The organism is Pedobacter caeni (genome assembly GCF_900129215.1).
GTDB classification, from domain to species: Bacteria; Bacteroidota; Bacteroidia; order Sphingobacteriales; family Sphingobacteriaceae; genus Pedobacter; species Pedobacter caeni.
Window position 1 is genome coordinate 952489 of the sequence record NZ_FQUQ01000004.1, and the last position, 23957, is coordinate 976445.

The 23957-nt window shown below is 42.0% G+C and carries 21 protein-coding genes; 5 read left to right on the forward strand and 16 right to left on the reverse strand.

Annotation, left to right across the window (positions count from 1 at the left end; translation table 11 throughout):
• Position 1: 1 nt before the first annotated feature.
• Together BUC20_RS23510 and BUC20_RS23515 are read left to right on the forward strand one after the other, a co-directional pair.
• Entirely contained in the window at positions 2 to 1378 is a 1377-nt protein-coding gene (locus BUC20_RS23510; protein ID WP_073233661.1) for an aspartate kinase, read from the forward strand.
• Entirely contained in the window at positions 1378 to 1878 is a 501-nt protein-coding gene (locus BUC20_RS23515) for a GNAT family N-acetyltransferase (RefSeq protein ID WP_073233663.1), read from the forward strand. Before BUC20_RS23510 ends, BUC20_RS23515 begins: the two co-directional genes overlap by 1 nt.
• Here the strand turns inward: BUC20_RS23515 and BUC20_RS23520 are convergent.
• The 12 genes from BUC20_RS23520 to BUC20_RS23580 form a co-directional block, all read right to left on the reverse strand.
• Positions 1868 to 2272: an iron chaperone gene (locus BUC20_RS23520; protein ID WP_073233665.1), complete on the reverse strand. Its 405-nt coding sequence runs from the start codon at positions 2270 to 2272 to the stop codon at positions 1868 to 1870. The genes BUC20_RS23515 and BUC20_RS23520 overlap by 11 nt on opposite strands.
• 72 nt (positions 2273 to 2344) lie before the next feature.
• Positions 2345 to 3250, reverse strand: coding sequence for an AraC family transcriptional regulator (locus tag BUC20_RS23525; protein WP_073233667.1), 906 nt, complete (start codon positions 3248 to 3250; stop codon positions 2345 to 2347).
• Positions 3251 to 3356: 106 nt separating this feature from the next.
• Positions 3357 to 4601 (reverse strand): NAD(P)/FAD-dependent oxidoreductase, encoded by a 1245-nt coding sequence (locus BUC20_RS23530; protein WP_073233669.1) that lies wholly within the window; start codon positions 4599 to 4601, stop codon positions 3357 to 3359.
• A gap of 34 nt (positions 4602 to 4635) precedes the next feature.
• Positions 4636 to 5637 (reverse strand): 4-hydroxyproline epimerase, encoded by a 1002-nt coding sequence (locus BUC20_RS23535; protein ID WP_073233671.1) that lies wholly within the window; start codon positions 5635 to 5637, stop codon positions 4636 to 4638.
• Positions 5637 to 7217, reverse strand: coding sequence for an aldehyde dehydrogenase (NADP(+)) (locus tag BUC20_RS23540; protein WP_073233673.1), 1581 nt, complete (start codon positions 7215 to 7217; stop codon positions 5637 to 5639). The genes BUC20_RS23535 and BUC20_RS23540 overlap by 1 nt, the downstream gene beginning before the upstream one ends.
• A gap of 20 nt (positions 7218 to 7237) precedes the next feature.
• Entirely contained in the window at positions 7238 to 8155 is a 918-nt protein-coding gene (locus tag BUC20_RS23545) for a dihydrodipicolinate synthase family protein (RefSeq protein WP_073233675.1), read from the reverse strand.
• Positions 8156 to 8416: 261 nt separating this feature from the next.
• Positions 8417 to 10177, reverse strand: a complete 1761-nt coding sequence (locus BUC20_RS23550; RefSeq protein ID WP_159441152.1) for a RagB/SusD family nutrient uptake outer membrane protein — start codon at positions 10175 to 10177, stop codon at positions 8417 to 8419.
• Positions 10178 to 10205: 28 nt separating this feature from the next.
• Positions 10206 to 13667, reverse strand: coding sequence for a TonB-dependent receptor (locus BUC20_RS23555; protein ID WP_073233677.1), 3462 nt, complete (start codon positions 13665 to 13667; stop codon positions 10206 to 10208).
• A gap of 245 nt (positions 13668 to 13912) precedes the next feature.
• On the reverse strand, positions 13913 to 15049 hold the full coding sequence (locus BUC20_RS23560; protein WP_073233679.1) for a FecR family protein: 1137 nt from the start codon (positions 15047 to 15049) through the stop codon (positions 13913 to 13915).
• Between the two features lie 67 nt (positions 15050 to 15116).
• Positions 15117 to 15680 (reverse strand): RNA polymerase sigma-70 factor, encoded by a 564-nt coding sequence (locus tag BUC20_RS23565; RefSeq protein ID WP_073234067.1) that lies wholly within the window; start codon positions 15678 to 15680, stop codon positions 15117 to 15119.
• Positions 15681 to 15993: 313 nt separating this feature from the next.
• A complete protein-coding gene (locus tag BUC20_RS23575) occupies positions 15994 to 16512 on the reverse strand; it encodes a hypothetical protein (protein ID WP_073233683.1) in 519 nt (172 codons plus the stop codon).
• Positions 16513 to 16572: 60 nt separating this feature from the next.
• Positions 16573 to 17214, reverse strand: coding sequence for a DUF4272 domain-containing protein (locus BUC20_RS23580; RefSeq protein WP_073233685.1), 642 nt, complete (start codon positions 17212 to 17214; stop codon positions 16573 to 16575).
• A 281-nt stretch (positions 17215 to 17495) separates the two neighbouring features.
• Here BUC20_RS23580 and BUC20_RS23585 point away from each other — a divergent pair, with 281 nt between their 5' ends.
• A complete protein-coding gene (locus BUC20_RS23585) occupies positions 17496 to 18002 on the forward strand; it encodes a hypothetical protein (protein WP_073233687.1) in 507 nt (168 codons plus the stop codon).
• Between the two features lie 27 nt (positions 18003 to 18029).
• Here BUC20_RS23585 and BUC20_RS23590 read toward each other — a convergent pair whose 3' ends face one another.
• A complete protein-coding gene (locus BUC20_RS23590; RefSeq protein ID WP_073233689.1) occupies positions 18030 to 18962 on the reverse strand; it encodes an Rpn family recombination-promoting nuclease/putative transposase in 933 nt (310 codons plus the stop codon).
• A 321-nt stretch (positions 18963 to 19283) separates the two neighbouring features.
• On the opposite strand from BUC20_RS23590, the gene BUC20_RS23595 reads away from it, so the two are divergent.
• Together BUC20_RS23595 and BUC20_RS23600 are read left to right on the forward strand one after the other, a co-directional pair.
• The gene (locus BUC20_RS23595) at positions 19284 to 19886 is read left to right on the forward strand and encodes a Crp/Fnr family transcriptional regulator (protein ID WP_073233691.1); all 603 of its coding nucleotides are present in this window, start codon (positions 19284 to 19286) and stop codon (positions 19884 to 19886) included.
• Between the two features lie 64 nt (positions 19887 to 19950).
• Positions 19951 to 20646 (forward strand): alpha/beta hydrolase, encoded by a 696-nt coding sequence (locus tag BUC20_RS23600; RefSeq protein WP_073233693.1) that lies wholly within the window; start codon positions 19951 to 19953, stop codon positions 20644 to 20646.
• Between the two features lie 62 nt (positions 20647 to 20708).
• On the opposite strand, the gene BUC20_RS23605 is transcribed toward BUC20_RS23600, so the two are convergent.
• Genes BUC20_RS23605 through BUC20_RS23615 form a run of 3 tightly spaced genes read right to left on the reverse strand, consistent with a single transcriptional unit; the run spans position 20709 to position 23957 of the window.
• A complete protein-coding gene (locus BUC20_RS23605; RefSeq protein WP_073233695.1) occupies positions 20709 to 21731 on the reverse strand; it encodes a terpene synthase family protein in 1023 nt (340 codons plus the stop codon).
• Between the two features lie 28 nt (positions 21732 to 21759).
• Positions 21760 to 22752, reverse strand: a complete 993-nt coding sequence (locus BUC20_RS23610) for a terpene synthase family protein (RefSeq protein ID WP_073233697.1) — start codon at positions 22750 to 22752, stop codon at positions 21760 to 21762.
• A 17-nt stretch (positions 22753 to 22769) separates the two neighbouring features.
• Positions 22770 to 23957 (reverse strand): 1-deoxy-D-xylulose-5-phosphate reductoisomerase, encoded by a 1188-nt coding sequence (locus tag BUC20_RS23615; RefSeq protein ID WP_073233699.1) that lies wholly within the window; start codon positions 23955 to 23957, stop codon positions 22770 to 22772.

The following is a 23957-nucleotide window of genomic DNA, read 5'->3' on the forward strand; positions in this document are numbered from 1 at the left end:
CATGTTAACAGTAGAAAAAATTGGTGGCACTTCGATGAGTGCCTTACAGGAAGTCATAAAAAATATCATATTATTTGAACGTACCGGAGCACAATTGTACAACAGGATATTCGTAGTCTCTGCATTTTCAGGGGTTACGGATCTCCTTTTGGAGAATAAGAAAACCGGAGCTCCGGGTGTTTACCACCGCATTGCAAAACAACAGGATTTTCATCGCCCGCTAAAGGAACTGATTGTTAAATTAAAATCCATCAATAAAAAATACGTAGACCTGGGTTTAGACCTTGCTGTTGCCGATCGTTTTATTGAAAGCCATATCAAAGAAGCACAAACCTATCTGGAAAACCTGGCCAATATCCTGGCCTCAGGTTATGTAAGCAGAGAAGGAATCCTTCAGGCTGCCCGCGAAATCCTGGCTTCCATCGGAGAAAGCCATTCGGCATTTAACTTTACCAATATCCTGCAAAACATGGGCATCAATACCCGCCTGGTTGACCTGAGCGGATTTGGTGATCATCGTCCTTTTACCATTGACCAACGGATCAAACACGCCTTCAAAAACATTGATTTTGAACAAACCATTTGCATCACTACCGGTTATGCGAAAGGTACTGAAGGGATCATGAGAGAGTTTGACAGGGGCTATTCGGAAGTCACTTTCAGTAAAATTGCGGAGTTTTTAAAACCGCAGGAAGCGATCATCCATAAGGAATACCACCTCTCTACTGCCGATCCGGCATTGGTAGGTATAGAAAACTGCATTCCGGTTGGTTATACCAATTATGATATCGCCGATCAGCTGGCAGATGTGGGCATGGAAGCCATCCACCCTAAAGCGTCAAAACCGCTGGAAGTAAGTGGCATCCACCTAAGGATCAAAAACACTTTTGAACCCTCCCATCCCGGAACATTGATCACACGTGAGTTCATTTGTGAAACCAAACGTGTAGAAGTCATCACAGGAACGGATAAACTGATGATGATTGATGTTTATGATCCTTCAATGGTAGGAAATGTAGGATCTGACCTTCAGATCATGCAGACCTTTTTTGATTATAATGTCAGTTATACGTTCAAATCAACCAGTGCCAACAGCATCTCTATTGTGATCTGGGCACGTGATTTCAATAAGAAGCTGATCAGCAAACTGGAAGAAGATTTTGAGAAAGTTACCGTAGAAAATGTAGCTATGGTGTGTTTGTTGGGTACCAATATGGACCAGCCTGGCTTACTTGCAAAAAGCGCTGCCGCTCTGACCGATGATGGTATCAATATCAAAAGTGCCGGATTTGCATTGAGAAAAGTAAACATACAGTTCCTGATTGATCCTGAACATTTCAAAAGAGCCATTATTGCCTTAAATAAAGTGATGGGCTAATGACAAATAGAATTTACACCCGGAAATTCTCCACACTTACGGATTTTTCTGACTATTACCTGCTCGTTTCCAATGAGCAGGTAATGGCAATGGTTACGGAAAGAGCTATTCCATTAGAAGAGGCAACAGCAACCTTTGAAGACATTCTTAAACAAAACGAAAAACACCCTGATTTTGGGCGTTTTAAAATATTTGACGCTGCAACAGATCAGTTTATAGGTTTAGGGAAACTCGAACTTAGTGAAACCGTTGCCACTGAAGCAGAACTTGGTTATTTACTCTTACCGGAATATTGGGGTAGAGGTCTTGGAACGGAAATCGCAAATCATTTTATGGCACTTGCAGCAACTACTCCATTTCTGACCAGAGTTACTGCCATCATTGATCCTGCAAACCTTGCCTCAAGAAGCATCCTCATCAGACAAGGATTTATTTCTGAGTTTGTTGGAGAAATAGAAGGCCTGCCTGGAGAGATACTGGCTAAAAAAATTATAAGGTAGTTTTCTTTTTATCCGCCTTCGTTTTCTTTTTATCGGCCTTTGCCAGGTTTTCCTGAATCCTGTACTCCACGATCTTTGTGATCAGGGTTAATGGCATGCGCTGATTGATTGGAAACTGAATGGAACCTTTTCCTGTCTTATAAACAGCTAACTCCTTTTGAAAGGCTTCATTTCCAGTAGGCAGCGCATAAAAGCCTATGTGTGCTTTATAAGCAGCAAAATAAACCAGAATTCCTTTATAGGTAAAGGCAGGCATTGCATAACTAATGGTTTCTTCTGCCATTGGTGCCGCTTTTTTGATCGTTCCACGAACTTCTTCCAGAATGCCCTGCACCTCTTCAGGAAATCCCGAAATGTATTCGTCTATGTTTTTAGGCTTAGGTGTTGTTTCCATACTTCTGTATCTTTCTTCCACCAATATAAATAATCCATGTCATCTTACCAGTGCAAATTTTAATTTCCGGGTTTATCCCCTCGCAATTAAACTCGTTCTGCTCAGATTCTGGTAAGCATCAATATATGCTCTTGGTGATTGCCCGGTAATGCTTTTAAATACCCGGTTAAAATTCGTGAGGCTGTTAAAGCCGGCTTTGTATGCTACCCCGGAAATGCCAGTCACTTTATTCCCCGCAAGCAGACTTTTACAGGCATCATTTACCCGGACTTCATTTAAAAAAGATACAAAAGTATGTCCGGTATGTTGTTTGAAATAACGACAAAAAGCAGGTGGGGTCATGTACGCCTTATTGGCAATGTCATCCAAAGTGATTTGCTGGTTATAGTTACGCATGATAAAATTGATGATATTGCTCAGTCTTATGCCTTCATTTTCTGAAATATCGGAAGAATAGATCTCCGGGCAAAGCGCTTCGACCGGTTCATTTATACCTTGTAAGATATTTAACAACTGAACCAGGTTAAACAAAACATCCGTTCCTGAAGCCTCATGGACAGCAAAAATTTTAGATGAAATGTCCTTATTCCATTTAGCGGGGATTTTAAATCCATGTTTGTTATTCTTAAAAAAGACATTCAACAACTTCATTTCGGGTAAATCAAACAATGCTCTTAAAATCCCTGAGGGGTTAAAATAAAGAGAACAGGCTTCAATGCTTTTACTTTCATCACCTACGAAATAGGCCGGACTGGATTTGAAAAGATGCGGCAGGTTGGCACCAATCAAAAAGATATCTCCTGCAGAAAAGGAATGCATGTTATTACCGGCAATCAACGTTCCTTCCCCCCTCTGCACCCGGGTAATCTGCCATTCATCATGGCGGTGGAGGTACTGGTAAAAATGAGGTTGCATGATGTGTTCCGATATCACACTCTTATCGTCTGGTACGAAAACGGTAAATGGAAGTACTTTCATATGAGTTGCTTTGCTGGAAGTTAATATACGGATATTAACTTCCAGTCACCAAATACAAGCAACATCATGTTAAGATATGGTCAATACCTGTTAATATTTGTCAACATCAGCCCCTTGATGGAGAAAAGGCTTTGAGGTCAATACTGGTTTGCTGACCAGAAATGAGCTGACTCACCAGTGCGCCCGTAGCAGGGCCAAGGCTTAAACCCATCATGCCATGTCCGGTAGCTATGGTCAGGTTTTTCATTTTGGAACTGTTTCCAATATATGGCAGTCCATCTGGCGAAGATGGCCTGAAGCCAAACCAGACCCCTTCGGCTGAAGGAAGTTTTGGATGCAGGTTGGGAAAGTACTTTGGTACCGATTCCACAATACCTTTTACCCTTTGCATATTGACCCTTGTGTTTATTTTATCCAGCTCCATGGTTCCACTGTACCTGATATCGCCGTTCATTGGCGTAATGGCTACCCTGGCTTCACAAAGCAAAGCGGGAATCGTCATTCGCTGTTCCGGTTCTCTTTCCATAAAGGAGTAGCCCTTGCCAGGCATTAATGGCACATTAATGTCCATCATTTTGGCAATGGCCGGTGACCATGAGCCGGAAGCCAGTACATAGTGATCCGCTTCCCATACTTTATTTCCCGTAAAAACTTTGACGATCTTTCCGTCTTTCTTTTCAACCGCTGTTACCTCAGAGTGACGCACAACATGGGCTCCGTTTTGTTCCAGGAAATTCAGTAAAGCCCCCATTAATTTTGGCGGATACAAATGTCCGTCGCAACGATAATGTACTGCGCCAAGCACATCTAACTGAAGGCCTGGTTGAAGCAGTTGACATTCCTCCGGATTTAACACGCCCATATCCAGTCCAAGTTCTGTTCCTTTTTGCGCCAGATGTACCTCTTCTTCTCCTGCTTTCTCCGTTTTGTAAAAAGCAAGAATTCCTTTATTTTTCAACTCAAACTCAAAACCGGGTTCCCGGCTAAGCGCCTCAAAAAGCTCTTTACTAAGCAGGGATAAATCCCTTAACGGAACTGCAGAACGGGAAACGTGCCCCTCATTTGCTGATTTAAGGAATTTCCATCCCCATCTGATCAGGTTCAGGTCCAGGGAAGGTCTGACATAAAACGGACTTTTGCTATTGAACATCCAGCGGATGCCCTGTTGAACCATCCCCGGTGAAGCCAGGGGAACAAAATGACTTGGCACGATCATTCCTGCATTTCCAAAAGAACAGCTCCCGGAGATGTCCCCTTTATCTAAAACCGTGACCTGATGACCTTGTTTGTGGAGGTAATAAGCGGAACTCAAGCCCACAATTCCTCCTCCTATAATTAAAACATGCGACATTTAAATTCCGTTTTTTTTAAAAAATATGACCAAATTAAATCACCTGAAATCCATGTGCATACGGATCATCATCATCGATCTTTATCGTATTGTAACCATATACTTTTGCCCATCCTTCTACACTTGGAATGATCGCATCAAGATCCCCTAACTTCAGGACCTCCTCTACTTTTCCTGTAAATTTGCTCCCAATAATACTCTCATGAATAAAGGCTTGTCCGGGTAATAATTTTCCTTTTGCATGCCATTGCGCCATACGGGCAGAAGTACCGGTGCCGCAAGGAGAACGGTCAATCGCTTTATCTCCATAAAAGACAGCATTGCGTGCGGTGGATGTTGGATCCAGGGGCTCGCCTGCCCAAAGAATATGGCTGCAACCATTGATGGTATCATCTAAGGGATGAACAAAGGTATGTGCTTCATTGATGCGTTTACGGATCACCTGACTCCAGGCAATCAATTGCCCTGCAGTATACTCCTCCAGACCGGGAAAATTAGGCTGAGGGTCTACAATTGCATAAAAATTACCCCCGTAAGCCACATCAAAAGTAATTGTTCCAAGGTCAGGACATTCAACTTCCAATCCGGATGCAGCAAGATAAGCAGGAACGTTCCTGAGTTTTACAGCGGTTACTTTTTTCCCTTCCTGCCGGTACTCAATGAGCACCAGACCTGCGGGAGCTTCCATTCTTACCAGCCCGGGAACCTTAGGGTGGATTAATCCTTCCTCTATGGCAATGGTGATCGTTCCGATCGTTCCATGACCGCACATCGGCAAACAGCCACTCGTTTCTATAAACAGTACCGCAACATCATTTTCCGGATCGTGTGGCGGATAAAGTATACTTCCCGACATCATATCATGGCCTCTCGGCTCGAACATCAGCCCGGTACGGATCCAATCGTATTCTTTAAGAAAATGCTGGCGTTTTTCACTCATATTGGCTCCTCTCAGCTGAGGGCCTCCTCCGGCAACCAACCTTACCGGATTTCCACAGGTATGTGCATCTACACAAAAAAATGTTTTACTTGACATTAGGCTTGAATTCGTTTTTGGTTGATCAGTCTGTAAATTCCGAGGGGGTTGCCATCTTTCAGCGCATCCGGTAAAAGTTCCGGATCCCAATCCTGCCAGGCAAGCGGGCGGACAAAACGATAAATCGCCGAAGTTCCGACTGAACTAAACCTGCTGTCGTTGGTTGCAGGATATGGCCCCCCATGTTGCATTGCGCTACAGACTTCTACGCCTGTTGGCACTCCGTTTCTGATGATCCGACCTGTTTTATCCATGATCTGACTGACTAAGTCTGGGTATTGCGCCAGTTCATCTCCCGCAGCAAACAGGGTGATGGTCAGCTGTCCTTCAAGTGCAGCGATCAGTTCCTCCAGTTCAATGGTATTTTCGGCCACAACCAGCAAGGAATAAGGACCAAAGACCTCTTCCTGCAGCGCCGGTGATTTCAGAAAAGTAGCGGCAGTAACCTGAGCTATTTTAGCGGTAGACTGGTGTTTTAACTCCTCGTTCCTTAGTCCGGACTCCGCTAGCAGGCTAAGCCCGGCTTCCTGTAAGATCTTTCCCGAGCGCTGCTCATAATTGTTAAAGATACCAGGTGTCAGCATTGTTGCCGAAGGCGTTTCCGAGATCAGGGTACTTAACAATTGTTTAAAACGCTCCAAACCTTCAGACTGAACAGCGATCAACAAACCTGGATTGGTGCAAAACTGCCCTGCTCCAAGGGTAATAGAGGCGGCACATTTTCTGGCCAGGTCTTCCGGATTTTCTGCAATCGCCTGTGGAAGTAAAATCACCGGATTGATACTCCCCATTTCGGCAAACACGGGAATCGGTTGTTTTCGTTCCTGTGCCAGTTTAACCAACTCCATTCCTCCTTTAAACGAGCCCGTAAAAGTCACGGCCCTGGTTTTTGGATGTTTTACCAGATAGGCACCGATTTCATATCCATCGTCATACAATAATGAAAATACGCCCTCCGGTACCCCAGATTTACGAATGGCCTTTATTACAGCAGATCCGACCAGGCTACTGGTGCCTAAATGTGCCGGATGTGCCTTTACAATTACCGGACAACCTGAAGCAAGTGCTGAAGCGGTATCTCCTCCCGCAACCGAAAATGCAAGTGGAAAATTGCTCGCCCCAAAAACGACAACCGGGCCCAGGGGAACCAGCATACGTCTGATATCCGGTCTTGGGAGGGGTTGTCTTTCCGGCATGGCCGTATCTATAACCGCCTCTACCCATGATCCTTCTTCTACCAGTTGTGCGAACAACCTCAACTGTCCGGTTGTACGTCCCAGTTCTCCCTGCAACCGTCCTATTGGCAAACCACTCTCTTCAGCGGCCCTATGGATCAGTTCGTCTCCTAAAGCGGCGATCTCATCGGCTATGCACCTTAGAAAGGCAGCTTTTACATCCTTATGGAGATGCTTGTAAGTTTGAAATGCCAGTTCTGCACCTTTCAATGCTTCATCTGCCTCGGTTATTCCAGCCTTAAAGAAATCTCCTTCCAGTATTTTACCGGTAGCCGGATTTAGAGCGGAGAAACTGCCATTGGCAGTTTCCCGTTCATACGAGCAAACCATATTTTTTCCGTTCATATTTTTCAGTATAGATCTGTTTAGATTCCCCAGCTACCTTCCGGCAATTGTGGACGATTGGCCAGTGCATCGTTAATGACCTTTAACACGCGTTCTCTTTCTGCACCTTTGATCGCCAGACGCGGTGCCCTTACGGTCTCGGTTCCTATGCCTGTTGCAGTTTCTGCAAGTTTGATGTATTGAACCAGCTTAGGGTGGATATCCAGTTCCAATACCGGCAGAAACCAACGGTAAATCGTCAAAGCTTCCGGAATACGGTTCTGTTTTACCAACCTGAAAATTGCTACTGTCTCTTTAGGGAAAGCGTCAACCAATCCTGCTACCCATCCATGGGCTCCCATCACCAGGCTTTCCATTGCCAGGGGATCTACTCCGGTCAGGATTTTAAACCTGTCGCCAAAGCGGTTGATCATCCGGGTCACATTAGAAATATCTCTTGTCGACTCTTTTACGGCCTGTATGTTTTCATGTTTCGATAATACCTCAAACATATCCAGCGTCACTTCTATCTTATAATCTACAGGATTGTTATAAATCATGATTGGCAATGGTGTGCTTAGCGCCACTGCTTCAAAAAAGGCAAGTGTTTCTTCCTGATCTGCAAAATAGCGCATTGGAGGAAGCAGCATCAGTCCGTTTGCCCCTAATTGTTCTGCCTTCTTAGCCGCAGCTACTGCTTTTTTTGTAGTTGGTTCTGCAATATTTAACAATACCGGAACTCTTCCGTTAATCACCTTTAGAGTATGAGACAATAACTCAAACTTTTCCTCATCACTCAGCACACTCGCCTCTCCTAAGGAGCCTCCAAGAATAATACCTGCAGCACCTGCAGCCAGCTGAGCCTCCAGGTTAATATTAATCATGTTAAAATCTAACTCATCCTGGTCCGTAAATTTTGTGGTTACAGCAGGAAATACCCCCATCCAATTGATACTCATACGTTATTTGATTTATTTTTTAATTAAAAACAAGAGCTGATTGCCTTTATAGCTCCTGATGAAAATCAAATTTAGTCGTTTAACAGGGGGCCAAATGACCGGATATTAACCAATATGCCTTGTAAATACACCAGATCATTTCCATTCATAAAGAATCCGGGTTCGGGAAAGAAAATAAAAAAACAGGTACGCGACCAAACGTACCTGTTAACCAACCTAAAGTAAATGGAGAGCGTTAATTCTCAGATGGAGTTTATTTTCTTACCATCCGGGATTTTGTTTGATTGCCGGATTTAAACTCATCTGTTCGATTGGAATTGGTGATAAATAATCCCGTTGAATCTTGAACTGGTAACCAGCAGCCATTGCTGGAATATTCTTGAACAATTCAATATAACCGTTTGCATCAACAGGATAACCGGACAGATTTCCCGCAGGAACTATTCCAACCCACTGCGCCAATATTGCACCTTTAGGTTTCCAACCCACTAACAATTCATCGGCCGCAGCCCAACGGTAAAGGTCATCTCTGCGATAGCCTTCACAAGCCAGCTCTATTCTTCTTTCTCTCCGCACTTCATTGATGATTGGTCCCAATGCTGGAAACTCCCATTTAGGATCCGGAGTAATTCCTCCCAATACCAGGTTAGGCATTCCAACCCTTGTTCTCAATTTATTAATGGTCAGGTCGGCATCTCCCTGAGTAAAAGTTCCTAATTCCGCTTTAGCTTCTGCATTGATCAATAATGCTTCCGCAAATCTGAAAATGATGTACCCTGTTGTTCCTCTGTCCTGTTGCTGATTATAATCCGGGTTATGCCCTTTATAAACCTGATAGCCTGTAGCAGGTTTGCTTTCATTGGCAGCAGTAAAACTTGGGACGGTAAAAGGGATACTCGCTCCACCGTTAGGTACATTATTCGTGTTAAAGTGATTGCCGTCATTCACATATAGGGTCTGCACCATTCTCGGATCTCTGTTTTTAACGACATTCAACAAATTGGCATCTCCCTGATATAAAGCATTTCCGGTAATCGGTTTTCCATCAGTACAGAGGTAATAATCGATCAGATTTTTAGTAATCCCTCTTCCTGCACCTGAATTGGTATATCTATGCCAGTAATGCCCACCTACTGTACTCAGGTCATATTGTCGCCAGAGCATCATCTCAGGATTTGTGGAGTAATTGCTTTGATTAAACAGCTTCCAGTATCCATCTGGCCCGGGTGTCGGGGCAAGGCCATAGCCACCGGCATCTCCGATCAGGGTGGTCGTTACTGTTGCTGCCTTTTCCAGGAATTTTTTGCCATCAGAACCACTTACACCAAAAGGAGTATTGGCATGGTATTTCTCCCATGTTCCTTCAAAAAGAGCTATCCTTGCCTGAAGCAATTGTGCTACCTGTTTATTTACTCTGGAAGCCTGTGCGGCAGGTTTGGAGGGTAAATATTGTACTGCTTTATCCAGGTCATTCATAATGGAATCAACAATGACCGATCTTGATAATCTTCCGGCTGTCAATTCATCTGAAGCTGGATTCAGGGGGGTATTGATCCATGGAAGATCGCCAAACTGTTTCAGTTTACTAAAATAAAACCAGGCTCTGAAAAATAAAGCCTCTCCTACATAGCTTTTAGTATTATCCCAGGAAGCATTTACCTTATTGTAATTGGCCATAAAGTAATTGATATTTCTCAGCATGGTCCAATCGCCGGTTGCCCATCCACCGGCAGAGCCCGGCACTACCCTCGCTCCATTCAATGTTTCATTTACTGACATCGTGATCATATTGTCGCTCCCCTCATCGGCATCCTGTCCATATGGACCTATCGTACCAAATGCGCTTATTGTAGATGGAAAAGCAGTGTATAGGTTATTGACATATAACTGAAGATCTCCCGGAGTTTTCCAAAATTCTGTTTCACTGATGTTCGTTTCCGGATTCCTGTCCAGAAAATCTTTCTTACAACCCGCCAAAAAAATCAGGCCTATAAGTACTGTTAGATATAGTTTATTGCGCATAATCATATTTTTTTATAATCCCTGTTAATTAAAAGGTCACACTTAATCCGGCAGAATAACTTCTTTGCAGCGGATATACTTTTCCTTCATTCAAAGTCAGTTCAGGATCCAGAGCTTTGGTAAATTTGGTAAAGGTGGCCAGGTTTTCTATGCTCAGATAAAACCTGACTTTACTCACTTTTACCCTTTCCAGCCATTCTTTTTTCAGGGTATATCCCAGCTGTACATTTTTTATTCTCATGTATGATGCATCCTGCAGGTAACGCGTTTGTGCCTGGGTATTTTTATTATTCTGGCCACTCATATAAGCTTTAGGATAATACCCATTCGGATTCCCGGCCGACCAGCGGTCCATATGCGTGGTAAATAAGGAGCTTTGCCATTCATCACCAACAATGCCCCAGAAGTAATTTCCAGTGATTGCAGCATCTCGTTTACCTACTCCCTGTACAAAGATCATGGCATCAAATCCATTCCAGTTCGCATCAAGGGTAAGTCCATAGGCATATCTGGCGGTATTGTTTCCAATGATTTTACGATCACCCGGATCAGAAAGCGTAGAAGTTCCCGCATCTATTTTCCCATCTCCATTAAGATCCGCATAACGTACATCTCCCGGAGTCCAGGCATTCTGATCAATTCTGGACTGTGAAGGTGCTCCTGCTACTTCTTCAGCACTTTGGAAAAGCCCCATCGTTTGGTAACCCCAGATTTCGCCCAGTTGCTGGCCTTTATACGAAGTACTTAGCTGACCTGTTGGATTTGGATAATTGGTTACTTTTCCACTATAATCACTTAGTACCCCTTTAAATCCATAATTCACATTTCCGATTTTATCTCTCCATCCAACCGACAGTTCCCATCCTCTGGTTTCAACAGAAGAATTATTTACCTGTGGAGAACCTGTCCCTAAAACCGCAGGCACAACGGCTGCCGGGCCTCTGACATCAGTTGCCTTACGGATATACCAGTCGAATGAGGTATTCAGTCTATTGTTAAAGAAAGCGATGTCTGTTCCAAAATTCAAAGTAGCTGTTGTTACCCAGGTCAGGTTATTGTTTACCAATCCAGGCAAACCTACTACTGCCTGTTGTGCACCACCAAACAACCAGGAACCTCTTCCCGTAGGCAGGCTAGGATAGAAAGGGTAATAATTATTCTCTAAAAACAGCTGATCACCCAACTCTCCATAAGAAGCCCTGAATTTTAAATTGTTTACATACTTTTTTACCGGTTCAAAGAAAGATTCCTTATCGACATTCCAGCCAGCCGAAACTCCCGGATAAGCCTTCCACCTTACATCACTTAAAAAACGGGACGTTCCATCATAACGGGCACTCAATTCAAGCAGGTATTTTTCTTTATAATTATAGTTTAACCGACCGAAAAAGCCTTCCGAAGCCAATTTTCTAATTTGATCAGAAACCCCCGGGCTCGTTCCGTAAGAAGTAGAAAGTGAAGGAATATTATCAGAATACAGAAAATTATTGCTGGCGGTATAGGCCTGAAAATTGGTATAATCACTTACAAACCCGCCCATCACGCTGAAATAATGATCTTCCAGCTGTTTTTCATATTGTGAGTAAATATTGATCACCTCATGCTGAATTCTTTCATTATACCGGGTAAAACCATTAGGTGTTGTTCCACCTAATGTCCGTTGAGAACCATCAGGCAGATAAGTATATAAGGTCTTCAGGTGGTTACTCTGGTCAAAATAAGTACCATCAAAAGTATAATTTGCAACTGCTGTCCATCCCTTTGCCAATTTAAAATTAAGCTCACCGGTTAGCAAACCTTTATCTGTGATTTGATTGTCCCGTCCCCCTTCTTCCATTAACTGCACATTACTATCTGCGGAGAAACGTCCATCCGGATTGTAAAGCGGAACAGTTGGAAACTTGCGGGCGATCTGATGCATATAGGCACGATCGCCACCTCCGGTTTGTCCGGCATAAACATTTGGTGTATTGAACAATTCCCTGGAGAAGGTACCTCTTACACTCATGGTCAGCCATTTGGAAACATCAGAAGTCAGGTTCACACGAAGGTTATAACGTTTATATTTATCATCACCGTAAGTGTACATTCCACTCCTGTCGTTAAAACCTGCACCCACAAAATAAGTTGAAGCTGCAGAGCCTCCGTTGAGGCTTAAATTGTGTTGCTGGCTATAAGAATGGTCTTTATAATAAATTTTAAACCATTCGTTATTTGCGTTCGCAGCATTGTAAGAGAAGTAATTATTGTTTGCAGGATCCTTGATTGTTTCTGTACTCAGGATTCCGGCCTGAAAGTCCTTGATTCGCTGAAGGGTAGGTCCATCAAAGAAAGGAGATTTTCCTGCGTTTACAAATGCTTCGTTATACGTATTGGCAAAATCCAGGGAGTTTACCATTTGCGGTAAATTGAAGATTTTGTTCATGGAGATGTTGTTGTTGTAGGTGATGGTTGTTGGCTTATTTCTATCTCCCTGCTTGGTTTTGATCAGGATGACTCCATAAGGTGCACTTGAACCATAAATCGCAGCAGAGGACGCATCCTTCAGTACCGAAATACTTTCCACATCATCCGGATTGAGGGTATTGATATCTCCCCCCTGAATTCCGTCGATCACGATTAAAGGACTTCCGGGTTCCCCAAGTCCGGTATACCCTCTGACATTTATTCCCTGTTTTGCATTTGGCCCCCCTCCGGAATTTCCAATACTGATGTTTAAATTCGCAACCTGTCCTTGCAAAGCCTGGCTTACGCGGGTGATGGGACGATCGGCAAGATCTTTTCCAGTCACCTGAGCAACAGCACCTGTCAGGCGTGTTTTCTTCTGACTTCCGTAAGCCACCACCACCACGTCCTCCAGTTCATTTGGTTTGGGCAATAACTTAATGACCATATTTTGAGAACCAGCCTTGATTTCCTGAGAAATATAACCCACAAAAGAAACTTCGAGGATGGCATTCTCGTCAACGCCTGCGAGTAAAAAGGCACCGTTGACATCCGTTACAGCTCCTTTACTCCCTCCTTTTACTTTAACTGAGGCCCCTGGCAAGGGGCTGCCGCTTTCATCCAGAACTTTCCCTTTAACATCCAGGAAACGAAGGATCACCTGGATTTTTTCAGAAATGACCGTTTCTTTTTCTCTGATGACCACGATTTTATCTTCTACCACATAGGTTAGTGGCAAATCTTTAAGGCAAACATCCAATACCGTTTCGATGGAAGCATTGTTAAAGTTTGCATTCACACTGGTGGTATTTTTTACTTTTTTAGCCGACCAGATAATGTTGTAACCTGTTTGTTTATTGATTTCATTAAACACCTGTTTAAGGGTCGCATTTTTTCTGGAATAAGTAACTTTTTGTGCGAAGCCTGTAGCACTTACCTGCAGGGCTGTAGCGATTAAGAAAATGACGGTCAGTTTTACACTTACCAGAAATTTACGGGTATACCTGGGCGGCACACCAAAACTTTTAGTATAATTTTTATACATTTGGTTGTTCTTTTCGTCTGATTGCCACAGCTTTCGAAGGTTATGGGCAATTAGAAAATGATTAAGAAAATAATTGATTTCAATTTTTTTAACGATCGCAGAACATTAGTCAGGGGCGTTCCAGCGCTCCTGATTTTGTGGACTGAGCATCTATTGATCTAGCTAGGGATCTTTTTCTACATGTCTCATACTTGGTTAGGTTTTTGGTTAGTAATATTTATTTTCTCTGGTCTGATTCTTAGTTGTTATTTTTTGTGTCCGATGATGATCTTTCTACCTTCCAGTTTAAAGCTTAGCTCTTTGGTCATTTCCAACATTTTCAATACCTGAGAGACTTTTTCAGAGCGCTTTACAATTCCACCAAACTCCAGCTCTTTAAGGTCCTCATTCTGAAATTCAATTTCCACATCGTACCATCTGGAGACTTTTTTCATGATACTCTCCAGGGATTCATCATCAAACCTGAAGTTCCCCATTTTCCAGGCCATCACATTTTCGATATCCGCGGGGACGACCTTTATGTTTTTTCCATTAAGCACAGATTGTTGATCAGGCCTAAGCCGCGTTCCATTTACCACAATACTTCCCTCTAATAAGGTGGTGTATGTATTTTGTTCATCAGGATAACTATTGATGTTAAAATGGGTTCCTAATACACTCACTTCCTGTCCGGCGGAACTCACGACAAATGCTTTCTTTGGATCTTTGGCCACCTCAAAATAGGCCTCACCAATCAGCTCTACCCGACGTTCATTACTGGCAGAAAAATTTGTTGGGAATTTCAGAGAAGAGGCCGCATTTAACCAGACCTTTGTTCCATCCGGCAGGTTCACCTGATATTGACCAGCCCTTGGTGTACTGATCGTATTGTATTCGAGCTTAGTTCCGGCGGAAGGCATCACAGTATAAATTAATTGTGCGTCTTTTCCTTTGCTGATCTTTACCCCTGCCTGTTCAATCAGTTTACCTGATTTGGTATCTGTAAGAGATAATTTAGTGCCATCCGCGAGGGTTAGAAAAGCTTTATTCGATCCAGGTAAAATATCCAGTTTAGCAATATCCTGCGGTTGATCCTTCGATGTTGAAGCATATCGGTAGAAGAACAATCCAAAAGAAAGACTGATGAGCAGGATTGCTGCTATGGCAATGCGGTACCTGATAAAAAATGGTTTTTCCTGCCGGATTTCCTGCTGGATTTTTTTAAACATTCTGGACTTATGCCAATCTTCATTATTTACAAACGTTTCCGGAATTTCCAGATCCAGGTTCTGGTCTCTGTTATACCAATTGGCAAACTCTACCTCTTCTTCGGCTGTAATTGTTTTATCCAGCCATTTAGAAGCCAGTTCCTGATACCGTTTATTTTCTTTAGAATCGTCCATCCGTTATAGGGCTATATAACAGAGGTCTCCTGTGAAAGGCGAATCCCTTAGTGGAATTAAAAATATTTTACAACAAGGTCGTCATAAATTGATTTAGCCCTGCCCGCAAAGTTTTCAAAGCTTTACCTAAATGGGCCTCAACCGTCTTTTCAGAGATTTCCAGCTCTTCCGCGATTTTTTTCTGAGAGCAGCCATTTTCTCTACTCATCCGGTATACGAGGCGGCATTTTTCGGGTAAGGCACAAACGAGTTTTTCCAGACGTTCTTTCAATTCCAGGAAGTCAAGCCATTCCTGAGTAGAATCGTCTGTAATTCCTTTCATGCCAAGACTGGCAGTATATTTTTGCTGGTTGTATTGTTTATCCAGGGATTTAATGACCCTATATTTTACAGAGACAGCGAGGTAGGCAGAAAGGCTGGAGGTAATTTTCAAACTGTCTCTCCTGTTCCAAAGAGAAACGAAAATATGCTGCACAATTTCTTCTGCCTCTCCCAGGTCTTTTATTTTATGCGCTGCCACGAGAAATAGCTTTTTCCAATACCTGTTGTAGATCTCGGTAAAAGCGGCATGGTCTCCATTCTCCAGCAGAGCAGTCAGTTCCGGATCAGTAAAATTTCGATACCTATTCATGATGATTCCCCTTTCATAAATCCTAAAGAATAATACCATTAAAGAATGGCCTATCTCTATACATGTCCCCACACAATTGTAACGAAAAAATTAAGCAAAAAGAATTGAGAGAGACGATGAAAGGCTGCGCATACGTTTGCATTGACAATTTCAAACGTATGCGTAATTTTCTGGCGGGAGGAAATCAAACACTCAAATTGGAGGAACACATGAGATATCTTGATGTCCTGACATCTGAATATATACATATCTTAATATCAGAACTATATAAATCTTCAAAAGATCATTAACATGACAATAAATTAGAAGAGCATTAGCTCAATCTCCATACCTTGTCATACCAATCCTTTTTACTATTGATAGCCAGCTCAAAATCTGGTTCAATCTGCATCCCTTGTACTTTATTGAAAGCATAGTTTCCAATTTCTGTTAATGCTGGATTTAACTGTGACCAACACCTCCCCCCCTTTTCATATTCCCAATTTACCGGGATATCAGGATGTTTGGTTTCTTCAAAATCTCTGAGTTCAAAATCAGCAGGATTACAATTTCGCTGCATCCATGTCTCTGGTTTAAATAATTCAGCACCTTCGAGGTCCCCATCTAAAAGGAGTTCTTCATATTCTTCTTTATCAAATTCATTTGATTGTTTCACTACTTGTTCTGAGTTCTGCTTGCCGTCAAAACTAATGGCACTAGCAGCGGCATTGGGATCTGTCCAGATACTGATCGTATAAATTACAAAGTCCGGTTTTTCTGCGTTCAGTCTTGCTATCGCTTTATCTACCATAACTTTCATTTCCAGCAGATATTTTTCTTTGTTAAAGGCCATAAATCTTTGTGTTAATGGAACACATATTCACGATGTTCCATTATTTTCTACCATCTACTCCTAAGTTCCCATTTCGACATCATCCCAATCATTAGCTCTGTTGAAGACCCATTCTAAAGCCCTCCGTCTTTCATAGACTTGTCCTTCGTTTAGTTTTGGTTCTCTGCCATTTAATCTTTCATCAACGCAATACCAATGCAGACGGTAATAATAGTCTAACATCGTATAAATTTCCAGTTCTGGTCTGATGTCCTGTATACTGTCGAGTTTTTCATTTGTATCACCATCTTCCAGATTTGGCAACAGGCTAGCCATGTTGTCTCCCACGTGTTTTTCTGCTTCCAGTTTATCTACCATTCCTGTCAGCCACATCAATGCCCACAACGCTTCGAGGTACCACATAAGTAAATTGACTTCTTCTGTTGTCAGGTCCTCATTTTCTTTAGCTAAAATCTGTTGTTCTTCCTCTGACAGAAAAACAGTCAGTTTCTGTGCTTTAATCCATTCATCAATAATATAAGTTGGTGCTTCAAAAGCGATGTTAATCATTGCATTCATGACCGACATGCGTCCTTTTATTTCTTCAACTGTCCTTAACTTTGGCGTATCTAAAATAGGAAGCCAGTTGTTGACACGGTATCCTTTCTGATTAATAATCTGATCATTCTCTAATTTAATCTGCTGTTTCTGTTCGTCTGTCATAAATGATAATCGCTAAAGCTTAAGGTAATGTTCCAAATTGAAAAATAGACAATATGGCTAATCTTCCCAAATCGGCAAAAACCATGCTAAGGTTTACCATCAGATTGATGTAACAGGAAATTAAGATCCTCTAACAGGGATAGGATGCCAGCTTATTTTTCTGAATCAGACTAATCATTTAAAAAACAACAGATTGAGTATCTCCCCGCTTTGGGTAATCTTTTTGTATATTATCTTCTGATAATACCTTTACCTTAATAGGTGTCTAGCCAAAAATAAAGATGAAAATTGAAACCAGGGAGTATTTAGGTCGATTTCAAAAAAGCGCTGATGAACTGGACAAACTGGTCAACTTCAATCAAAAAGAACTGGTGTATAATGTTGGGATCTGGTTAGATTCAGTGGTGTTAAAAATCCAGAACAGATCCTGGCTTAACACTTCTCCAGAGACAAAACCATTTGAAGAATCTGTTTTCTTTTCGGTTTGGTTAAACGACGAGTCCATACAGAAAGGAAAAATATATTATAATATACATGCTTTAAAACTAAGGCAACTGACAAACTATTCCATCAAAAGCAGGGAATTTTCTAATGCTTTCCGGTTGAGGTTTATGCCCTTTGAAAAACAATGGCCAAATGTCAGTGTCGATTTTGGTCCTCTGACGCTAATGGAAGGCTGGGTTCCCTTTGATCATGAACATATTGAAAAGCTGGTTGCTGATCTTGCCAGCAATTTTTTGGAAATAGCAGTTATCATTGAGGATCTTCTGAAGGAAAGAAAAAAATAATTGTAAACACCAAAAACAAACGCAGAATTACAATTTCTCAATTTCTTCAACTGAAAGCTTTGTGATTTTGGAAATTTGATCAACTGGCATCCCTGTTTCCTTTAATTCAAGGGCAATAGCCAATCTTGCTTTTTGGTCACCTCTCTCCATCCCTTCCTGCAGACCTTTCTGCCTACCTTCCTCTACCCCCTCAATCCTGGCCTCTTCCATCCCCTCTTTTCTGGCGAATTCAATAGTAGCCATATAATCCCGTTTCGCCTTTAAATTAGATTCATAAACTTTCCGTTGTTCTTCTGTTAATTTACTCACCTCTGCGATTTTAAATAGTTTTTGAAAAATTCCTTTATTGAGGTACAATGGGATCTTGTCCATTTGGCTCATATTTTTTAGAATATAAAGCCACTTGTCCAGATCTGATTCCAGTTCGTTGCCCCCTTTATCAAAATTAGGTAATTCCAGGAATTTAAACCCTAACCTATCGTAGAAAACTTCACCCGTATCTTTGTTCATTAAGGCGATGTCATGTAAATAACGGTCATGATCCTGATCTTTAAGCTTGAATTCCAATATTGCGATTAAATACACCTCCTTAAGCTTGGTATCCCAATTTGGTGTTCCTTTGGGAAGCTGTTCGCTAATTAATCTGGATAAATAAAAAATGCAACGGTCATGAAAACATTCTTGTTCCCTCCGCTGCATTTCGATAATAAACTGGTCACCATCTTTTCCTGTACACATCAGGTCAAAAAAGACTTTCTTATACTCATCGGTGTTTCCCCCATACTCTGTCGGACTAAAAACCAGATCCACAATTTCCTTTTTTCCTGCAAAAATGGCATTCAGAAAAGCAATCATGATTTCTTTATTGGGTTCACTCCCTAAAAGATGTTTAAAACCAAAGTCTGTAAGCGGATCAATGTATCGGGATATAGGACCGGAAGTTATCGTTGTAAGTATCATAGGCTAACTTATACATTACACACAACAAAAACCACAAATAAAGAAAATAATTATTCTATTAATAAATAATCCACTTACTTTCAGTACATAAATCTTTAAATCATCCTCCTGAAGCTGATCCTTATTAGATAACCCGATAAGGTCGAACATCACTCTTTAGTATAAATTCCATTAGAAATTCTGATACCAATACATCTTTAAATCTTGACACCTATATATCATCAGCCACCTTAACACCAACCATCTTCAGATTTCCAGATCCCCTTTCTAAATATCAAAACAAACGGCTAATATCTTGTAAAACAGACTAACTTTGAAGGTATGGAACTGACCTATCTACATACCATGCTAAAGGCTTTTGCCAACATTTCAGAAGAAGACTATAAGCTATCAGAAACCTTTTGGAGCATAAAATCTTATAAAAAAGGCAGCTTTTTCAACAACTATAAAGGAGTTTGTAAAACGGCAGGATTCATTATGGACGGCGCCTTCCGGGCTTATCATATTGATGAAAAGACAGAAGCCGAGAAGAATGTATTTCTGTATTCCAAAGACCAGATTGTAGTGGCATATAAGAGTTTTATCGACCAGGTCCCCTGCAATTATTATACCCAGGCACTTACTGATGCCACGATCATTTCCATTTCTTATGACAAATTGATTAAGCTATATGGATTATCGCATGGATGGGAAAGGTTCGGAAGATTAATGGCCGAGTATGCCAGTAAAATTGCGGTAGAACGCATGGAAAGTTTCTTATTTCAGACACCTGAAGAGCGTTACCTGAGCATGATGAACCACCATCCGGAAATTTTAAACACCGTTCAGCTATACCACATATCGTCCTATCTTGGTATTCAGGGCCCCTCCTTAAGCCGGATCAGAAAAAGATTGTGCCATGTGAACGATTTTAACCGAGGTTAATATTTCTGGCTTTGTTTCTGCTGATCTTTGATCTCAATATCTATTCACCTAAAGAATAACAATTATGAAAAAGAAAATCAACATTGCATTGGTACATGGCGCATGGGGCGATGGTTCACACTGGCGTAAAGTGATCCCAATTTTAACCGCCGCCGGATATACAGTAGGTTCCGTTCAAAATCCACTGACTTCCCTTTCGGATGACAGTGAGCAAACCCGCAGACTGGTCGAATCTTTTGACGGACCAACATTATTGGTCGGACATTCATATGGTGGCGCTGTAATTACAGAAGCTGCCGGAAAGAGTGATAAAGTTGCTGGCCTTGTCTATATTGCTGCTTTTGCACCTGATGAAAATGAGAACCTGGGCATGCTACTGGGCAGAACTACCGCTCCCGCTGGTGCCGCAGCATTACGTCCCGATCAATATGGTTTTCTATGGATTGAAAAAAGTTTGTTTGCAGAGAATTTCGCTCATGACCTTCCCGCAGATGAATCTCTGGTCATGGCACTTGCACAAAAACCGACTTCAGGAAAATGCTTTGAAGATAAACCAGATTATGTGGGCTGGAAAAAATTACCAACCTGGTATCAGGTCTCTGAGCTGGACAGGATGATCCCGCCGGAAACACAACATTTTTTTGCAGAAAGAATGAAAGCAGAAACGATTAGTTTATCATCAAGTCATGCTTCAATGGCTTCTCATCCACAGGAAATCGCCGATTTGATTATAAAAGCAGCAAAAACACTGGAAGGATAAGGTTATCTTATTAGAAAACACCTCCTGATCCCAGCCATAAGATCAGGAGGTATTTATGCTGTTTACTTTACAAAATCACGGTGTGGAATAAAAATATCATCCCCCTCCCTTCCATATTGCGGCACAATAAACGCCTTGCTTTCGTAACGTTTGGTCCCTGAATTATAGTACCAGTCCGCGCATCCGCTGATCTGCAATTTGATGTGATAAACATAATTGGATGCTTCCTCCTGGTATGGACTAAAATCGGGTAGAGAGGCATGTATTTCATTCAGCTCTTTCGCATATTCATCATGAATTCTCATCCCTTCAATACAAGCTTCCTGATAAGATAACTGATAGTGATGCCTTAGAATAAATACGATATTCATAAACTCACCTTCTATATCAAGTTCCTTTTTCAGAGAAGCAAAATCATTCTGAATGACAATGATCAATGCAAGCAACTCATTTGCACGCTTAATCAAAGGATGCTTATGAATATGCACCGGCAATGCAAAATTGGTACAAGGATCGATCAGATCGCCAAAAGGTCCCATCCCGATAGAATACTTGCGAAAACTGAAGTAATGGGCCAGCGTAGGATAAGTTCTCTTTTCAGCCAGTTTAAATGGTGCTTCCTCGAGCATTCCATAAACGATAAATTCATAAAAATTCAGAGAAACCCGCTCTATCCAGAAACGCGGCATAAATACTTCCCATTCCTTTCTTGCCTCAGCCATTTGCCGGAGTATACCGAGTTCATCAGGCTGAGGATCATCACCAAGCATGACTTCATAAACCCGGTCCGCAATGGCCTTTAATTCCTTTACAGGAGTGAGTCCAAAATAATCATCGAAAAGTGTGATATAAATCATCAGCCTTGCACAAGGACGCATACGCTCTATACTATCACAGGTTGGGTTCATATAAGTGGCCACCTGAGAAAGCTGTTGTATTTTACACCTTTTTATTCCTTCTTCAGAGATAAAAGTATAATCATTGTCGTACCAGGCAATTTCTTCCTGATCAAAATCTGTTGCGATCGGACTTGGTATGGTAGCCCATGGATAATAGCACTTAGGGACAACTAGTTCTTCATTCATATATTTGAGTATTAAAAAAGTGTAATCATTAATTATTGAGTACCGGTTTCACCTTTTCTGCTGAAGGGAAACCATTTAGTGAATTGTATCTTTCCATCTTTGCGGATACATTTTTCCAGCCACTTAAAGTCATGCTGATATAATGTATACGGTTCACTACTGCATCCTGCCATTCTCCAAAATCAGGAAGCGAATTTTGCAGGTACAGGAATTCTTCCAGTGCTTCATTGTGTATCCGCAAATCCTCCAGACAAGCTTCCTCTAAGGAAATGTTCCGGTTATACTGAATGGCTTTTACCACATTGTAATAGATGCTATCCGTTGCTTCATCCTTGATCACAGATTGCACCTCGTTGTAGTAAACCATCATTCTGCTGGCCAGTGCTTTCAACCGCTGAATAACAGGATTTCCGTAAATTTCTGCCGGCAATGGCAATTTCGTTTCTACATCGGCAAGCTCCAGAAAGGGAAAAAGGCAGAGTGAATCTTCCCGGATGGCAATACATTCTTCCACACTTGGGAAGGCTCTTTTATGCTTGTAAATGAGCTCCTGCTCCAGCCCCTTAAAGTACCTGCTGAGTGCTGTCGTAAAATGAAGAAAAGATTCTTCGGATATAAACTGAAGCAATTCAGTTCTCAGGGAAGCCAGTAAACCGGCCAGGGGAATTTGGGCATCTTCCACAGACAATACGCCTTTAAGCACCGCGAGCGACTGTTCATGGACCATCCTGATTTCTTCAGGAGTCCCTTCTTCATACTTATCATCATTATAAAGTGTCCATAACATGAACCGGCAAATGGGCTTCAACCGCTCAGGACTGGCAGTCGGAAACCATTGAGAGGCAATGTGTGCCGTTTTCGTTTTCTTGTACTTATACCTGGTGTCAGGATCATCCTTGTATAACCAGAGGTACTCCCCATCAATCCACTGATGATCCGTGAGTTCTTGCAAAGCCTCGGCAGATGGATTCTTCAGCATGGGAAAAGGGTAATGAAATTGGGAAAGCAGGTGTGCGTTCATAGGACATGATTTTTATGTTATATATTGATAACAGTTCTTTTTTTAACGAGGGAAGCAGCAATCTGACGGGCCTCCTGATCACACTCGATATAATCATCAAGGCTTAGTTGCTCCATAAATGGCATGACCGACATGGTGTGTCCGATCACATCGCTCATCTGAAGAAATCCAACATTTTGCAAAAGAAAGGCAGCCACAGCAACCTCATTGGCAGCATTCAGCACACAAGGGATATTTCCTCCTCTGTAGAGCGCATCTTTTGCCAGTAAAAAATTCGGAAAAGTGTCGGTATCTATCTTTTCAAAACTCAGCTGACTGGAACAATCAAAATCAAACCGAGGTAATTTTCCCGCCAGCCTTTCCGGGTAAGACAAGGCGTATTGAATCGGCAACCTCATATCCGGAACTCCCATTTGGGCCTTGATACAGCCGTCTTCAAACTGCACCATACTATGTATGATGCTTTGAGGATGCACCACGGCTTCTATCTGGTCCGGTCTCACGTCAAACAGCCATTTTGCTTCGATCATTTCCAATCCCTTGTTCATCAGCGAAGCGGAATCAATGGTCACTTTAGCGCCCATATCCCAATTTGGATGCTTTAATGCATCTGCAGGTCCAATCCGCTCCAGATCATATTTCTTCTTTCCCCTGAAAGGCCCTCCGGAAGCGGTGAGGATCAATTTTTCTATGTTATTTAGTTTCTCCCCTTCCAGGCATTGGAAAATCGCAGAATGTTCTGAATCCACAGGTAGTATCTCCGAACCGCTGATTTTCGCCATTCTGGTGATCAGTTCTCCGGCAACCACAAGGGTTTCTTTATTGGCAAGGCCAATTTTCTTTCCTTTTTCAACGGCTTTCATGGTTGGTCTCAAACCTGCATAACCTACAATGGCTGCAATCATGATGTCGTAAACTCCCATTTCAGCTGCATGTTCTAATGCCTTTACCCCTGCAGCCACAATGGTTTCGATGTTGATCAGAGCATCTTTCACCTGGTGGTATTTTTCTTCTCGTCCAATCACAACGAGGTCAGGTTCAAATTCTTTAGCCTGACGGATCAGCAGATCGGCATTTTCATAAGCAGTAAGGACAGTTATTTTAAAGCGTTCAGGATATTGCCTGATGACGTCTAAAGTCTGGATGCCAATGGACCCTGTGGATCCAAAAACGGCAACTCTTATTAATTCGGAGTGATGGTTCAT

Coding starts and splice junctions, on each gene's coding strand:
- BUC20_RS23590 (WP_073233689.1), bottom strand. CDS start 18,962: ATGATACTTACAACGATAACTTCCGGTCCTATATCCCGATACATTGAT.
- BUC20_RS23520 (WP_073233665.1), bottom strand. CDS start 2,272: ATGGAAACAACACCTAAGCCTAAAAACATAGACGAATACATTTCGGGA.
- BUC20_RS23585 (WP_073233687.1), top strand. CDS start 17,496: ATGAAAATTGAAACCAGGGAGTATTTAGGTCGATTTCAAAAAAGCGCT.
- BUC20_RS23615 (WP_073233699.1), bottom strand. CDS start 23,957: ATGAACCATCACTCCGAATTAATAAGAGTTGCCGTTTTTGGATCCACA.
- BUC20_RS23515 (WP_073233663.1), top strand. CDS start 1,378: ATGACAAATAGAATTTACACCCGGAAATTCTCCACACTTACGGATTTT.
- BUC20_RS23560 (WP_073233679.1), bottom strand. CDS start 15,049: ATGGACGATTCTAAAGAAAATAAACGGTATCAGGAACTGGCTTCTAAA.
- BUC20_RS23575 (WP_073233683.1), bottom strand. CDS start 16,512: ATGGCCTTTAACAAAGAAAAATATCTGCTGGAAATGAAAGTTATGGTA.
- BUC20_RS23510 (WP_073233661.1), top strand. CDS start 2: ATGTTAACAGTAGAAAAAATTGGTGGCACTTCGATGAGTGCCTTACAG.
- BUC20_RS23610 (WP_073233697.1), bottom strand. CDS start 22,752: ATGAACGCACACCTGCTTTCCCAATTTCATTACCCTTTTCCCATGCTG.
- BUC20_RS23525 (WP_073233667.1), bottom strand. CDS start 3,250: ATGAAAGTACTTCCATTTACCGTTTTCGTACCAGACGATAAGAGTGTG.
- BUC20_RS23540 (WP_073233673.1), bottom strand. CDS start 7,217: ATGAACGGAAAAAATATGGTTTGCTCGTATGAACGGGAAACTGCCAAT.
- BUC20_RS23555 (WP_073233677.1), bottom strand. CDS start 13,667: ATGTATAAAAATTATACTAAAAGTTTTGGTGTGCCGCCCAGGTATACC.
- BUC20_RS23580 (WP_073233685.1), bottom strand. CDS start 17,214: ATGACAGACGAACAGAAACAGCAGATTAAATTAGAGAATGATCAGATT.
- BUC20_RS23550 (WP_159441152.1), bottom strand. CDS start 10,177: ATGCGCAATAAACTATATCTAACAGTACTTATAGGCCTGATTTTTTTG.
- BUC20_RS23595 (WP_073233691.1), top strand. CDS start 19,284: ATGGAACTGACCTATCTACATACCATGCTAAAGGCTTTTGCCAACATT.
- BUC20_RS23530 (WP_073233669.1), bottom strand. CDS start 4,601: ATGTCGCATGTTTTAATTATAGGAGGAGGAATTGTGGGCTTGAGTTCC.
- BUC20_RS23605 (WP_073233695.1), bottom strand. CDS start 21,731: ATGAATGAAGAACTAGTTGTCCCTAAGTGCTATTATCCATGGGCTACC.
- BUC20_RS23600 (WP_073233693.1), top strand. CDS start 19,951: ATGAAAAAGAAAATCAACATTGCATTGGTACATGGCGCATGGGGCGAT.
- BUC20_RS23545 (WP_073233675.1), bottom strand. CDS start 8,155: ATGAGTATCAATTGGATGGGGGTATTTCCTGCTGTAACCACAAAATTT.
- BUC20_RS23565 (WP_073234067.1), bottom strand. CDS start 15,680: ATGAATAGGTATCGAAATTTTACTGATCCGGAACTGACTGCTCTGCTG.
- BUC20_RS23535 (WP_073233671.1), bottom strand. CDS start 5,637: ATGTCAAGTAAAACATTTTTTTGTGTAGATGCACATACCTGTGGAAAT.